Below are 14,629 nucleotides of genomic sequence, written 5' to 3'. Positions count from 1 at the left end.
TAGGTGAAAATTTTACAGGAACAAGGAGGATAACAGATGAACTTTGATTTTACCGAAGAACAGCTCATGTTAAGGAAAATGGTTCGCGATTTTGCGCAAAAAGAAGTGGCGCCGCTTGCTTATGAAATTGACCGAGATGAGCGATTTCCATATGAGAATTGGAAAAGAGCCGGTGAATTAGGATTGTTAGGAATAACGGCTCCAGAAAAATACGGAGGCTCTGGGCTAGGAGTTACCGAAATGAGCATTGTAGCCGAAGAAATTGCAGCTGTTTGTGTTTCAACTTGTGCCACGATTATTCATCAAGCATGCCTTGTCATTGATAATTTCGTGAAAAACGCGAGTGAGCAGCAAAAAGAAAGATATTTGCCTGGCCTTTGTTCTGGTGAAATCATTGGCTGTTTAGCAATGACCGAACCAGGTGCAGGTTCTGACGTCATTAGCATGCAACTTAGAGCCGAGAAAAAAGGGGACGGATACGTATTAAATGGAGCAAAGACATTTATAACAAACGGTCCTAATGCGGATTTAGCAATGGTCTATGCGAAAACGTCTCCTGAACTTGGGTCTAGAGGCATTAGTGTGTTTTTGATTGAAGCAGGAACACCAGGATTTAAAAAAGGGAAGAAATTCGAAAAAATGGGTTGGAGAGGTTCGCCGACGGGAGAACTGATTTTTGAGGATTGCTATGTACCTAAAGAAAATCTTGTTGGGAACGAAAATGAAGGACTCAATATCTTAATGAGTGGTCTAAACAGTGAGCGTGTGATTATGGGCGTTCAAGGCGCTGGTATTGCCCGTGGTGCACTAGAAGCATGTTTAGCTTATGCGAAGGAAAGACAGCAATTCGGTAAACCGATTGCTCAATTTCAAATGATCCAAGAAAAACTGGCAAATATGTACGTTGATGTCGAGGCGGGAGAACTGCTTGCCTATAAGGGAGCGACCCTTTGTGATCAGGGAAGAGCTGGCGAAATTAATAAACTAGCCGCTGCGGCAAAGCTTTTCGGTTCGGAAATCGCGATGCGCGCGACAACGGAAGCAGTACAGATTTTTGGTGGGTATGGATATATGAAAGAATTCCCAGTCGAGCGGTATATGCGTGATGCAAAACTCATGCAGATTGGCGGAGGAACCTCTGAGATTCAAAGACACATCATTTCAAAACAATTGCTTTCATAAAGGGCTGTTTTCGTAAGGGGTGTTGTTAAAATTGTAAAAATCTATAAGCCGATTTTTACTACCTAAAGCCGATTTTAACGAAAGATAAGCTATTTTGTAAGTTACAGTACATTTGCAAGCTCTTTTCTTATAAATGTGTTCTACCCTACAGAAAGAAAAATCATCACACTTATATTTCTTTTAAAAAACAACAAAGTTTGAGAAAAGAGCTTTCATAAAAAAAGGAGGTAAACAGATGTCCATTACCAATTTTCAAAAGGAAAAGCTACTAAAACAGATTCTCCTTGCTAGAGAATTTGAGGAAAGATTAGGAAAGCTTTTTGCTGAGAATCTATTAGCGGGTTGGGTTCATTTATGTAAGGGACATGAAACGATGGGTGCCGCCCTTTCACTCTACATGCGCTCAGATGATTATCTCGTACCTTATCATCGCTCAAGGTCTTCAATGTTAGCGAAGGGACTTGACCCGAAACTCTTGTTTGCGGAAATCATGGGGAAAAAGACTGGATGCTGCAGTGGCATTGGCGGGGAGGCCCATATCATGGATGTGGACTCCCGAATCTATGGTACAGGTGGCATTATTGGCAGTGGCATCCCGATCTCAGTTGGAATTGCCTATGCAAGCAAATTGTCTAATAACGACAGCGTAGTCATTTCGGGATTTGGTGAAGGCGGCAGCAATCGTGGAGCCTTTCATGAAGCGTTAAACATGGCGGCGACATGGAATCTCGGAATTGTATTCATTTGTGAAAATAATCAATATGCAGAATTTTCCCCTCAAGAGATTCAAATGAAGATTGAAAATGTGGCAGATCGCGCCTATGGGTATGGAATACCTGGAGAAATTGTTGATGGCTATGATCCAGTTGCCTGTGCGGAGGTTGTGGGAAAAGCAATTGAGCGTGCTCGTAATAATGGGGGGCCGACCTTAATTGAGGTGAAAACCTACCGATTACATGGCCATTATGAGGGTGATCCGATGGAGTATCGAACAAAGGATGAATATCAACAATGGGCCCAACGTGATCCAGTTATTACCTTCCGAGAAGAATTATGCAGAGCAAATGTCGTTACAGAAGAGAATCTACAAAGCTTTGAAAAAGAAATGAACAGAATGCTAGATGAAGCGGTGGACTTTGCACTCAATTCTCCGTACCCAGATGAAAATGATGCAAGAAGATTTGTATATGCCTAAGAGAGGAGGGATTATATGTCTAAAAAAGTAAATTTTCGCTGGGCTTTAAACCAAGCTTTAGATGAAGAACTGGCACGTGACGAGAAAGTATTTTTGATAGGTGAAGATATTGGGAGAGCGGGGGGCACATTTGGAATCACCCGCAACCTATATGATAAGTACGGCGACCTACGTGTAAAAGATACACCGATTAGTGAAGAAGGCATCATGGGAACAGCTGTTGGAGCTGCTTTAGTCGGCTACCGCCCGATCGTGGATTTAATGTTCATGGATTTTATCACGATTGCCATGGAACAACTCGCCAATCAAGCCGCTAAAACCTATTATTTCTCCGGTGGGAAAATCAAGGTGCCGTTAGTGGTAAGAGCATTGGCTGGGGGAGGCTTCCGAGCAGGTGGACACCATTCACAAACGCTAGAAAGCTGGTTTACTCATGTCCCGGGATTGAAGGTGGTATACCCTGCCACTGCCTACGACGCAAAAGGATTATTAAAGGCATCGATTCGTGATGACAATCCGGTTGTCTTTTTAGAACACAAGTCATTGTTAAGCGTGAAAAGTGAAATCCCTGATGAAGACTATATCATTCCTTTAGGAAAAGCAGATATTAAACGCAGTGGTAAGGACGTGACGATTATTACGTTTGGTAGAATGGTTCACACTTGCCTGGAAGCGGCTGGAGAACTTGCTGAAACTGGAGTAGACGCCGAGGTTATCGATTTAAGAACGTTACTTCCATTGGATACCGAGACCATTCTAGAATCAGTCCGAAAAACGAATCATGTCATCATTGTTCAGGAGGCACCACTCCATAGTGGTTTTGGGGCAGAAATCTCTGCATTAATCAGTGAACAGGCTATCTACGAGCTAGATGCTCCAATTAAACGGATTGCTGGTGCATTTACCCCTATTCCGGTCGGAACAACAGAGGACTTCTTATACCCTAAGGTGCAAGATGTCGTTTCGACGGCTAAGAGTTTAGTAGGAGGGATATAGGTGTCATCAACAGTAAAAGTCCCTAAACTAGGCGTTGAAATGACGAGTGCTACGGTAGATGAGTGGATGAAGCAAGAGGGCGACATGGTTTCGAAGGGTGATATTCTACTTACGATTCAAACGGAAAAGATTACCTACGAGATAGAAGCACCGGAACATGGATTTTTGCACATCGTTGGGGAAGTCGGGAATGAATACCCCATCGGTGAAACTTTAGCTCAGCTTGCAGGAACCAAGGAAGAATACCAACAGTTAACCTCGAACCATAAACCGGTGCAGGAAAAGATTGGATTGGTTGAACAAACCAAATCGGGAGGTATTGGCAAAAACCTAGTAGCTGCTAAAGAAGAGGTCCCTAGAAAACGCAAAAAAATCTCCCCATTAGCCTTGAAGATTGCTAGAGATCATCAACTAGACTTGCAAGCTATAACGGGTTCGGGACCTGCTGGGGTGATAAAGAAACGAGATGTTCTTGCTAAAATTGCAGAAATAAAGAACGCTAGCGCGAATGAAACGGCAAGAGAAGAATCTGTAGTAGCAGTTAAACAGAAGGAAGAAAAAGTCCTGTCTCAAGGTAATAAAGCGATTAAGGGAACCAGACCATTAAAAGGAATGAGAAAAATCATTGCTGAACGGATGTTTGCGAGTCTCCATCACACTGCGCAAATGACGGACCTTCATGAAGCAGAGGTCTCAGCCTTAGTCCATTTTAGAGAAGAGTTGAATCAGCTAAAGGAACTTACTGGTTTTAAAATCTCTTACACCGCTTTACTCATCAAAGCCGTTGCCCTTGTTCTAAAAGAAATTCCGATTTTAAATGCAAGTATTGAAGAAAATGAAATTGTCCTTTGGGAGGATATCAATATAGGAATGGCTGTTTCAATTGAAGATGGATTAGTTGTTCCAGTCATCCATCAAGCAGATCGACTATCGCTTGGTCAGATTCAGCAACAAATGACCCAACTCATTTCCAAAGCTAGAAACAACCAACTCGAAGTAAAGGATATGACAGGTAGTACGTTTACCATTACGAATATTGGCAGCTACGGATCGCTTCTTGGAACACCAATTTTAAATTCACCCGAAGTAGCCATCGTAGGAACAGGTGCCATTCAAGAAAAACCAGTCGTGAAAAACGGTGAAATTGTTGTCGGGAAAGTGATGGGAATCAGTTTAACTGTGGACCACCGATTGATTGATGGGGAAACGGCTGGAAAGTTCCAACAAAGATTGAAACATATACTTGAAAATCCGAAACTACTATCAATCAACTAAATCTGCAGGGAAGATTGGCGGTGAGAAAAAGGTGCCTAAACAAAAATGGGATGTTGTCGTGATTGGTGGAGGGCCTGGCGGTTATTCCGCTGCTATCCGTTGTAGCCAATTAGGATTAAAGACGATGTTAGTAGAAAAAGAAGATTTGGGAGGTACGTGCCTGAATGTGGGGTGTATCCCAACTAAATCGTACGTTCACTTTGCCAATACGGTTGCTACTATTCAAAAAGCACAGAACATCGGGATCCAAGCAAACATTGAACAGATAAATCTTGAGCAATTTCAAAAGAACAAACAAGGGATTGTTAAGAAACTAACTGGCGGAGTTGGGTATCTGCTAAAAAGTGCCGGTGTTACCGTCGAAAAAGGCTTAGCCTCTTTTCTAAGTCGCCACAGAATTAGAATAGTAAAAGGTAGCGATGAAAAGGTGATTGAAGCAGACAAAGTCATCATAGCCGTCGGAACCTCGCCACGGCAGCTTGAGATTCTTCCTTTTAATGAGAAATCGATTGTTTCTAGTACGGGAATTTTGTCAATGACCACCTTGCCAAATCACTTAGCAATTGTTGGCGGCGGAGTGGTTGGAATGGAATTTGCAAGCATCTTTTCTCAACTTGGTGTCACTATTACCGTCATTGAACAACTTTCTGATATCTTAGCGATGGAAGATGAGGAAACGGTAAAGGTTTTGAAAAATACCTTAAGGAAGCGGAATGTCCAGTTTTATACCTCGACAGCCATTCAATCTGTTAGCCAAAATAATTCTGAAGTCACTCTCACGCTTGCCACTGAGGACCAAAATTCTTTTGACCTAACGGTGGATAAGGTATTGGTTGCCGCTGGGAGGAAAACAAATACAGGTCAATTAGGCTTAGAGGAAGTAGGAGTAAAAACCGAAAAAGGTTTCATCGTTGTGAACGACCAAATGGAAACCAATGTACCAGGAATCTTCGCCGTCGGGGATGTGACCCCAACATGGCCACTGGCCCATGTTGCCTATGAGGAAGGGGCGATTGCTGCAGAGAATGCAGCAATAGGAGGAAAAAGCATGAGTTATCATGCCGTTCCCCGTTGTATCTACACCTCACCGGAAATCTCCGCAGTCGGTTTGACGGAGAAACAAGCGAAACAGCAGTATCATCAAGTTCGTACTGTTACTTTCCCATTAATCGCTAATGGCAAAGCGATGATTAATGGCAATGGTATCGGTGAAGGAATGATGAAACTAATATTTGAGGAGAAATATGGGGAAGTACTTGGGATCTCGATGGTTGGAGAAGGTGTTAATGAATTGATTATTGAGGGAACACTTGCCATGCAACTAGAGGCAACAATTGAAGAATTGGCAGATGTCATCCATCCCCACCCGTCATTAGCGGAGGGGCTTAAGGAACTGGCTTTATTGGCCACTGAGAAACCGCTCCATTTTGTAAAATAAACTAGTCTTAATGACGAGAATATAAGTGTACTAGGTTTATAGGAGGGATTGGATGTTAGCGGAGCTATTTAACTTAGAAGGCAAAACAGTAATTGTCACTGGAGGGAGTAGAGGAATCGGGGTAACGATGGCAAAAGCGTTTGCTAATGAAGGGGCAAACGTTGTAGTGGCAAGTAGAAATCTTGATAAATGCAAAGAAGTCGTTGAACAGGTTGAGGAACAAGGAGGGAAAGCCCTTCCGATTGAGTTGGATATTCGCAGTGAGGAAAGTGCCAGAAGCATGGCAAATAAAACATTAGAACACTTTGGATCCATTGATGTACTTGTCAATAATGCGGGAATAAGCCCCTTCATGGCTCCAATGGAGACGACGAAACCTTCAGGCTTCGAAAAAATCATCGATGTAAATTTGACAGGAGCTTTTCTTTGTTCACAGGCAGTCAGCGAACATATGATTAGCAAAGGAAACGGGAAAATCATCAATATTTCTTCATCCTCTGCAGCTGTTCCTGTCAAAGGGATTGGCGCTTATGCCGTAAGTAAGACGGCTTTAATTCAATTGACAAAGACCCTCGCCTACGAATGGGGAAAACATAATATTACCGTTAATGCAATTGCACCTGGGTTTATGGATGCAGGTGTAGCAGAAAATGTTCAAGATCAGGATCAATTTTTTGAAGAAATTTTGTATCGAACCCCTCTTGGAAGAACAGGAAAAGCAACCGAGTTAGTAGGTGCCCTTCTCCTGCTTGCTTCAGATGCTTCTAGCTATATAACAGGACAAACGATTTTTATTGATGGAGGCGCGGCTAATTGTTAACAAAGAACCGAACAGCTGTCGTCACGGGTGCTGGCAGAGGAATTGGGAAAAGAATTGTCACAACATTAAGTGAGTTAGGTTATATAGTGGTTGGTTTGGATCTTCGCTTTGATTCAAACCAACTCCCCGATGAAAAAGTCGAATTCATGACCGTGGATGTAACAAATTCCGATGAAATCAAACAGGTATTTGAAAAGATTGAGTCTACCTATGGCAGTATCGATATTCTCGTGAATAATGCGGCCATCACCAATAATATCTCACAAATTATGAAAATGGATATTGAAAAATGGAAACGTGAAATTGACGTTAATCTAAATGGAGTCTTTTATTGTACGAAGTATGCGTTAAAATCGATGACAGAAAAGAAATGGGGCCGGATTGTAAATATCTCCTCGATTGCGGCGACAGGTGGAATCGATCGCCAATCCTCCTACGCAGCTAGTAAAGCCGGGATATTAGGATTAACAAAGAATGTAACGATTGAATATGCGGAGCATGGCATCACATGTAATGCCATTTTACCTGGGTTAATCCATACGGAAGCCGTTAGTGACATGCCAGAGCATATTAAAGAGCAGGCATTAAAATTGGTTCCCGCGAATCGACTTGGAGAAATGCAAGAAGTGGCGGAATTGGTGGCGTTTCTCGTATCCGAGCCTGCTGGCTATATTAATGGAATTGAGATTCCGATTGACGGGGGTTCACATTGCAATCCAATCTCGCTCGCTCGATCCAAATCTTAAAGATTAGGGGAGGAATCTGATGGATAACCAAGAGTGGTTTAGCAAGGAACAATTAGCTTTCATGAATCAACCGACTATGAACCGGGTAAGTGAACTGGTTGATAACGGTGAGTTAGCTGAGGCAGTGAACGTAACAGAAAGCATTAAATCAGAATGGGGTTTTCTACGAAAATTAATGGTAGACTCCACCATTGAATTGTTGAACTATATTGAATTGAACTTCGATGAAAATCGTACCGATGCATTAAATGACTTGGTTTCTAAAGTATGGCAACCAGCGTTTCTTTCCATTGATGATGATATAAGAATGAAAGTTTCCAGTGGAATTACAGAGCGTTGGGCACATATGGGTGTGGATGTATGGGAAACAGCTTTTATTTATCAGTTTTCTCGGAAACTATTAAATGAGATGACGTTGCCAATTAAAGATCAGGAACTAGTTGAAAAGTTAAAGGAAATGGACCTTTCAGCAGCAAAAGCGCTTTGTAAAGAGGTCGACGATGAATGGGGTCTTCTCCACGATTTGTTAGTTGAATCGATTGCTGCGCTGCTAACCTATATTGGAAACAGTTTTGGTGAAGAACAGGTCGGGACCTCCTTAAAGTTCATGACCGAAAAGGTGTGGAAAGTTCCGTTTGAGAAAATAAATAGTCGTGATCGCAAGGGTGTGGTTTTGGCATTGGCTGCTACTTGGCGAGCACATAGTACTGGTGGAGTAGGACCAGAAGCAGGTGGCTTTACAATCGAAGAGGATGATGAGAAATTCACGTTTACCTTAGAACCATGTGGAAGCGGGCAAAGGTTGGTAAATCGCGGCTATTATGAAGAGCCTGCTAAGTTTGGCAAGACAAAGGACGCCCATCCATGGTCCTTTGACCGTGAAGATTTCCCTTATTACTGTGCTCATTGCACGTATATGAATGAAGTGATGCCTATCGAATGGTCTGGTGCTCCGGTTTACCCATTAGATCCACCGAAATCATTTAAGGAACCATGCACCTGGTACTATTACAAAAAACCAGAAGATACTCCAGAACGATTTTATCAGCGTTATGGGTACGACAAGGAAACAATGCTCAATAAAAGGAAAAGCCTAAAATGAGAGAGGTGTCATAATGGCAAGAAAAATGAAAGCAGCCGTTTTAAAAGGAGCAAGACAGTTGGAACTTCAGGAAGTGGATATCCCAGAGGTTGGTCCTAATGATGTTTTACTAAAAATAACAGCAGTTGGAATCTGCGGTTCTGATATGCACAGTTATAAAGAGGGCCTTTACTCTTTTCCAAATCAAATCATGGGGCATGAGTTTTGCGGCACAGTAGTCGAAGTTGGTAAAAATGTAAGCGATATCATAATAGGGGAAAGAGGGACCGGATACACTGTTTCCTATTGTGGTGAGTGCTATTATTGTCAGAACAAAGACTACCGTATGTGCCCACAATTATTTGAATCCTTCAGTGGATATGGAAAGCCAGGAGCAATGGCCGAATATCTCCGCATTGAAAATGCAATGTTGAATGTAAATTTCTTTAAAGTTCCAGATAATTTGAGCGATGAAGTGGCTGCTACAGCTGAGCCTCTTGGTACTGCAATTTACACCATGTATCGAACCAAGCCAAAGCAGGACGATCAAGTCGTCGTCATCGGGGCGGGGGTAATAGGTAATCTAATTACACAAGTGATGAAAACTGTTCCTGTTAGAAAGGTCATCGTCACAGAAGTTTCTGAACAACGACTTCTAGCGGCGAAGGAAATGGGAGCGGATGTAGCGATTGACGTGACAAAGACGGATAATCTATTAGGAGTAATTCAAGAACACACGGGTGTCGGCAAACACCATTTCGGTGAAGGAGGTATGGCCGACATTGTCATTGATGCAGCAGCCGCACCAGTGACATTCAACCAGTCTATCGATTTCGTTCGCAGCAAGGGAACTGTAGGACTAGTAGGAATCCCTGAAAAGCATCCGCCTGTAAACACAGCAAGAATCATCCACAAAGATATTAAACTGGTAGGGATTTTGGAATCGGTCATTCCAAAAGGCTTAGAATTTCTCGAAAAAGGATTAGTAAAGACTGAACCGTTAATTACTCATCGTTTCGCACTTGATCAAGTGGTTGAAGCGTTTGAAACACTTATATCGGATCCATCTGCTGTTAAAGTGATTATTAAACCGTAACAAATAAAGGAAAAACGCAGTATATTTTAACCCTATATTTCTGAATATTTACAACATTTGGTATAGACGACTTTATAGGTCCTTCTCGAATTTGAAGGAATTGGAAGGGAGGCGATGATTGAAATAAGTTTCTTAATTTGTGGTATAGGTTGTATTTTTCTATTTTTTAAATAAAAAGGGAGGTTAATAACATGAAAAAGAAGTTTATGAGTTTGTTGGTCTTGGTTTCCCTGATTGGGTTAATACTTATTGGATGTAGTTCAAACTCTTCAACAAGTGATGGCGGCGGAGGCAAGGATGGAGAAGTGTTGAAGATTGGTGTCATTGGGCCGTTTTCAGGTGGTGGAGCTGGTTGGGGCTTACCATTACAGTACGGAGTTGAAATGGCCGTTAAGGAGTTAAATGAAAATGGCGGGATTGAAATTGGTGGAAAAACCTATCAAGCTGAAGTCATTGCCTATGATGATCAGTATATTGGCGATGAATCTGTTAGTGCCGCCAACCGATTAGTGTTTGAAGACAACGTTGACTTTATTATTGGAACCATTGGGTCTGCCGGTGTTTTAGGAATGCAGACGATCACAGAAAAAAATGATGTCCTGATATTAACAAACTCCTACGGAACAGAAGCACTATCGCCTGAAAAGCCATTTAGCTTCCGCGTAATGCCGACAAATCTAGAATGGGGAGCCGAGGTTGTTGGCTATATTGCGGAACAAAATCCTAAAGCGAAAAAGGTTGCCTTTTTATCGCCGAATGATGAATCAGGATGGCAGGTACAAAAAAATGCTGAAGAGGATTTCCTTGAATTAGATTTTGAAATCGTTGCAAATGAGTTTCCAGAGCGGAATACTCAAGACTACAACCCAATCTTAACGAAGGTATTAAATACAAAGCCAGATATTATTGCTTTTGGGGGAACTTCTCCAGGAGAAATGGGAGTAGCGATGAACCAAGCTCGTGCCCTCGGTTTTGAAGGAATCTTTACAGCTTTTGGTGGCCCAGCGATCCAAGAAGTGTTAAACATTGCTGGTGATAATGCAGAAGGTTTCGTTTATTATGCGCAAACTGATTTCGAATCACCGGAAGTACAAGAAGTGATTGAAAAGTACGGGAAGGATTATAAAAAGGAATATTTAGAGATTGCGCCTGACTGGTTCGATGCAACGAAACTATTATTCGCAGCGATGAAGGAAACAGACAGTTTTGATACTGCGAAAGTTGCTGAAACGCTGAGGGGCATGGACGGTTTCGAAGGCTTAGCCGGAGAGATGAAATGGACGGGAGAAGAAGATTATGGCATTAACCAACAAATTACCAAGCCAGTTGTAGTCGGTGAAGTAAAAGACGGAAAAGCAGTCATTGTCGACGTTCGTGATGTAGATTAATTAGTAAATGAAGGTTAGGGGAAGGGAGTTTGACAGGTTCTCCTTCCCTTGACCCAACCAAATCATCGAAAAGAACTGGAGGGAAGTGAATGTTTGAGCAGGCCCTAATTAATGGAATGGTATTGAGTTCCATCTATGTTTTGATGGCATTAGGCTTTACCTTAATCTTTGGGATTATGAAAATAGTCAACTTTGCCCATGGAGAATTTTATATGCTTGGAGCCTTTGCTCTTTATTTTGTGTATCAAGTCTATGAAGTAAATTTCTTTGTTGCAATTATTCTATCAGCGATCCTCATTGGTTTGTTTGGAATGTTGCTAGAGAAATTTATGTTCCGGCGACTAGGAAACGATGAATTAAGGTCAATGATTTTAGCTTTAGGTATATCCATCTTTCTGCAAAATTTAGCAATACTCCTGTTTGGAGCAACAACGAAAGCGATTAAGGCTCCGTTTCAAGGAATGTTAGATTTGGGCTTTGTGAAAACGAGTTACTATAACGTATTTATTATTATTGTTTCAATGGTCATCTTAGCCGTGTTCTATATTTTCATTAAAAAAATGAAAACAGGTCAAGCGTTCATCGCTGTTTCTTTAGATGAAGAAATTGCGAGTGTACAAGGAATAAATGTAAAGAAAATTAAAATGATAGCCTTTGGAGTTGGAATATTCTTGGCTGCCTTTGCTGGTGCACTCGTTACCCCATTATATACGGTCTCCCCAATGGCTGGTGTCAACGCGTTATTGAACGCATTCATTGTCGTGATATTAGGTGGACTAGGCAGTATTATGGGTGCTTTATGGGGCGGATTAATAATTGGATTATCTAGAAGTTATTTGACTACCTATGTAGGCGCAGCGGAAGCGGATTTACTAATTTTTATCATGATTGCCGTCGTACTATTGATTAAGCCGAATGGATTGTTAGGGGGGAGTCATCAATGATAAAAGATGTTCTAACTTCACGCAGAAATCAGTTTATCATCGTTGGCATCATCTTGGTTTTGGCTCCACTTCTCATCAGCAGTGACTATTATTATCATGTCGTCGTATTTTTATTTTTAAATATGATTCTTGCTGTAAGCTGGAATCTCATCTTTCAAACGGGGCAAGTATCATTAGCACACGTTGCTTTTATGGCGATTGGAGCATATACTTCAACCCTTTTGGTAATGAGATTAGAATATCCTTTTCTGATTAGCTTTTTACTAGCGGGTGTGCTGGCAGCTATTTTGGCGGTGATTATTGGGTTGATTGTGCTCCGACTAAAAGGGATTTACTTTGTCATGATCACCTTTGCTTTGACTGAAATTGTGCGCTTGTCAATCACAAATTCAACCGGGACATTGGGAGGAGCTAGCGGAATATCCGGCATTCCTTATCCAAGTCTGTTTGGCTATCAAATTGATTCCAGGGTTGGGTTTTACTACTTTTTCCTAGCAGTATTGGCGGTTACGATCTTTATTGTTTATCGCATCCTGCATTCAAGGGTAGGAAGAGTACTTAGAGGCATTAGTAATAATGAAACCCTCTCCCAAGCAGTAGGAGTGAATATTAGCTACTATAAAATATTTGCATTTGCGATGGGTGCCTTTTTTGCTGGTCTTGCAGGTGCATTATACGCCCACTATAATACGCATATTTCTCCGCATTCGTTTACCTTTGTTCGGTCATTTGACATTATTATCTTTAATATTGTCGGAGGAACAAGTCATTTATTAGGTCCTATTTTAGGAAGTTCTATCTTTACAATTCTTCCTGAATTCTTTAGAAGCTTCGCGGATTATCAGGTTTTGGTCTACTCGCTAGCCTTAATCCTCAGCATTCTTTTTTTAAAGGATGGGTTTCTATCAATTATCGAAGGGGTGAAGAAACAATTTAAGAGTAAGAGTGATACGAAACCGGAGGTGAAAAATTATGACCATCATGTTTGATATCAAAAACTTAAGCAAAAGCTTTGGTGGCGTAGCAGCCGTAAACGATGTTTCCTTTCAAATTAATGAGGGAGAGCTTTTTGGAGTGATTGGTCCTAATGGAGCCGGGAAAACGACTCTCTTTAATTTAATCACTGGCTTTTTGAAAGCAGATTCGGGCGAGATTTCCTATTTTGGAACCAATGTGGTCGGAAAAAGGCCAAATCAACTCGTACAAAAGGGAATCGTGCGAACCTTTCAAAGTACCAATCTTTTTCTAGGAAATACTGTCCTTGAAAATGTCGTAATGGGGAGTTATTTAACACATAAACCAAGTATATTGAAAAATATTTTTATCAGTACAAAAGCGCAAGAGCAATCTGCCTTAGAATATGCAGAAGAAGTGATTGAATTTGTTGGAATGTCCGCTTATAAGGATTTGGTGGTTGATAATCTACCCTATGGTCACAAACGACTAATTGGCATCGCGATTGCTCTAGCATGCAAACCTAAGGTTCTCCTACTCGATGAACCCGCAGCAGGGATGGTTGAGGATGAGACGAAGGAACTGATTAATATTATAAAAAAGGTTCATCAGACTGGAGTCACCGTTGTCTTGATTGAACATGACATGAAAATGGTCATGAACCTTTGCGAAAAAATAACCGTAGTAGAATTCGGTAAGAAAATTGCCTACGGAACACCGCAAGAAGTGAGACAAGATGAAGAAGTTATTCGTGCCTACCTGGGGGTGGAATCATGACATTGCTAGCCGTTAAAGATCTGTATGTAGAATACTCTGGAATTCGTGCAGTTAATGGAGTGACATTCAGCATGGACGAAGGACAGTTTATTACCTTAATAGGTGCAAACGGGGCAGGAAAGAGTTCCATTGTAAAAGCGATTACAGGTCTAGTTAAACCGAAACAAGGAGAAATTATTTTCAACGATACCAACATAGAGGGCAGAGATTCTTCTGTTATTATTCGTCAAGGAATTAGTTACTGTCCGGAAGGAAGAAGAATATTTGCTACGATGACGGTTGAGGAAAATTTAAAAATCGGAGCTTATTTACGGAAGGATAAAAAGAAAATTAACGATGACCTTGACAAGGTCTACCACTATTTTCCGATTTTAAAAGAGAAAAGAAATCTTCCAGGAGGTAGCTTAAGTGGTGGGCAACAACAAATGCTTGCAGTAGGGAGAAGCTTGATGTCTGACCCTAAGTTATTACTAATTGATGAATTAACCCTTGGATTGGCCCCGATTATCATCCAGGATCTAGCAAAAATCTTGATCGAGCTAAATCAAAACGGATTAGCCATCATCCTTATCGAACAAAATGCAAATGTCGCCCTTAAAACAGCAAACTATGGATATGTACTAGAAACTGGCAATATTATCTTGGAGGATGATACAACCGAATTAACTGATAATGACTTTATTCAAAAAGCTTATTTGGGGATCTAGTCTTGTAGAGACATCCCGAGAATTGGTTTC

At 41.3% G+C, this 14,629-nt stretch carries 14 protein-coding genes; all 14 read left to right on the top strand.

What is annotated here, in order from left to right:
- Window positions 1-36: 36 nt before the first annotated feature.
- The 14 genes from LG336_RS14640 (at window position 37) to LG336_RS14575 (ending at window position 14,599) form a co-directional block, all read left to right on the top strand.
- A complete protein-coding gene (locus LG336_RS14640; RefSeq protein ID WP_404328246.1) occupies window positions 37-1,182 on the top strand; it encodes an acyl-CoA dehydrogenase family protein in 1,146 nt (381 codons plus the stop codon).
- Window positions 1,183-1,417: 235 nt separating this feature from the next.
- Complete coding sequence (locus LG336_RS14635) at window positions 1,418-2,377, top strand: thiamine pyrophosphate-dependent dehydrogenase E1 component subunit alpha (RefSeq protein WP_404328245.1); 960 nt, start codon at window positions 1,418-1,420, stop codon at window positions 2,375-2,377.
- A 15-nt stretch (window positions 2,378-2,392) separates the two neighbouring features.
- A complete protein-coding gene (locus tag LG336_RS14630; protein WP_404328244.1) occupies window positions 2,393-3,373 on the top strand; it encodes an alpha-ketoacid dehydrogenase subunit beta in 981 nt (326 codons plus the stop codon).
- On the top strand, window positions 3,374-4,648 hold the full coding sequence (locus tag LG336_RS14625; RefSeq protein WP_404328243.1) for a dihydrolipoamide acetyltransferase family protein: 1,275 nt from the start codon (window positions 3,374-3,376) through the stop codon (window positions 4,646-4,648).
- Complete coding sequence (gene lpdA, locus LG336_RS14620; protein WP_404328241.1) at window positions 4,617-6,086, top strand: dihydrolipoyl dehydrogenase; 1,470 nt, start codon at window positions 4,617-4,619, stop codon at window positions 6,084-6,086. The genes LG336_RS14625 and lpdA overlap by 32 nt, the downstream gene beginning before the upstream one ends.
- Before the next feature lie 52 nt (window positions 6,087-6,138).
- Window positions 6,139-6,906 (top strand): SDR family NAD(P)-dependent oxidoreductase, encoded by a 768-nt coding sequence (locus LG336_RS14615; protein ID WP_404328240.1) that lies wholly within the window; start codon window positions 6,139-6,141, stop codon window positions 6,904-6,906.
- Window positions 6,900-7,652, top strand: coding sequence for an SDR family NAD(P)-dependent oxidoreductase (locus LG336_RS14610; RefSeq protein ID WP_404328239.1), 753 nt, complete (start codon window positions 6,900-6,902; stop codon window positions 7,650-7,652). The genes LG336_RS14615 and LG336_RS14610 overlap by 7 nt, the downstream gene beginning before the upstream one ends.
- A 19-nt stretch (window positions 7,653-7,671) precedes the next feature.
- The gene (locus tag LG336_RS14605; protein ID WP_404328238.1) at window positions 7,672-8,754 is read left to right on the top strand and encodes a hypothetical protein; all 1,083 of its coding nucleotides are present in this window, start codon (window positions 7,672-7,674) and stop codon (window positions 8,752-8,754) included.
- Between the two features lie 13 nt (window positions 8,755-8,767).
- A complete protein-coding gene (locus LG336_RS14600; protein ID WP_404328237.1) occupies window positions 8,768-9,829 on the top strand; it encodes a zinc-binding dehydrogenase in 1,062 nt (353 codons plus the stop codon).
- 191 nt (window positions 9,830-10,020) lie between these two features.
- Entirely contained in the window at window positions 10,021-11,217 is a 1,197-nt protein-coding gene (locus LG336_RS14595; protein WP_404328236.1) for an ABC transporter substrate-binding protein, read from the top strand.
- An 89-nt stretch (window positions 11,218-11,306) separates the two neighbouring features.
- Window positions 11,307-12,161 (top strand): branched-chain amino acid ABC transporter permease, encoded by an 855-nt coding sequence (locus tag LG336_RS14590; RefSeq protein WP_404328235.1) that lies wholly within the window; start codon window positions 11,307-11,309, stop codon window positions 12,159-12,161.
- Window positions 12,158-13,150 (top strand): branched-chain amino acid ABC transporter permease, encoded by a 993-nt coding sequence (locus tag LG336_RS14585; protein WP_404328234.1) that lies wholly within the window; start codon window positions 12,158-12,160, stop codon window positions 13,148-13,150. The genes LG336_RS14590 and LG336_RS14585 overlap by 4 nt, the downstream gene beginning before the upstream one ends.
- A complete protein-coding gene (locus tag LG336_RS14580) occupies window positions 13,134-13,892 on the top strand; it encodes an ABC transporter ATP-binding protein (protein WP_404328233.1) in 759 nt (252 codons plus the stop codon). Before LG336_RS14585 ends, LG336_RS14580 begins: the two co-directional genes overlap by 17 nt.
- Window positions 13,889-14,599, top strand: a complete 711-nt coding sequence (locus LG336_RS14575; protein ID WP_404328232.1) for an ABC transporter ATP-binding protein — start codon at window positions 13,889-13,891, stop codon at window positions 14,597-14,599. The genes LG336_RS14580 and LG336_RS14575 overlap by 4 nt, the downstream gene beginning before the upstream one ends.
- Window positions 14,600-14,629: the final 30 nt, after the last annotated feature.

The sequence above is a fragment of the Mesobacillus maritimus genome (assembly GCF_044803185.1).
Classification (GTDB): domain Bacteria; phylum Bacillota; class Bacilli; order Bacillales; family Cytobacillaceae; genus Mesobacillus_B; species Mesobacillus_B maritimus_B.
This window is presented reverse-complemented; position numbering and strand designations above follow the sequence as displayed.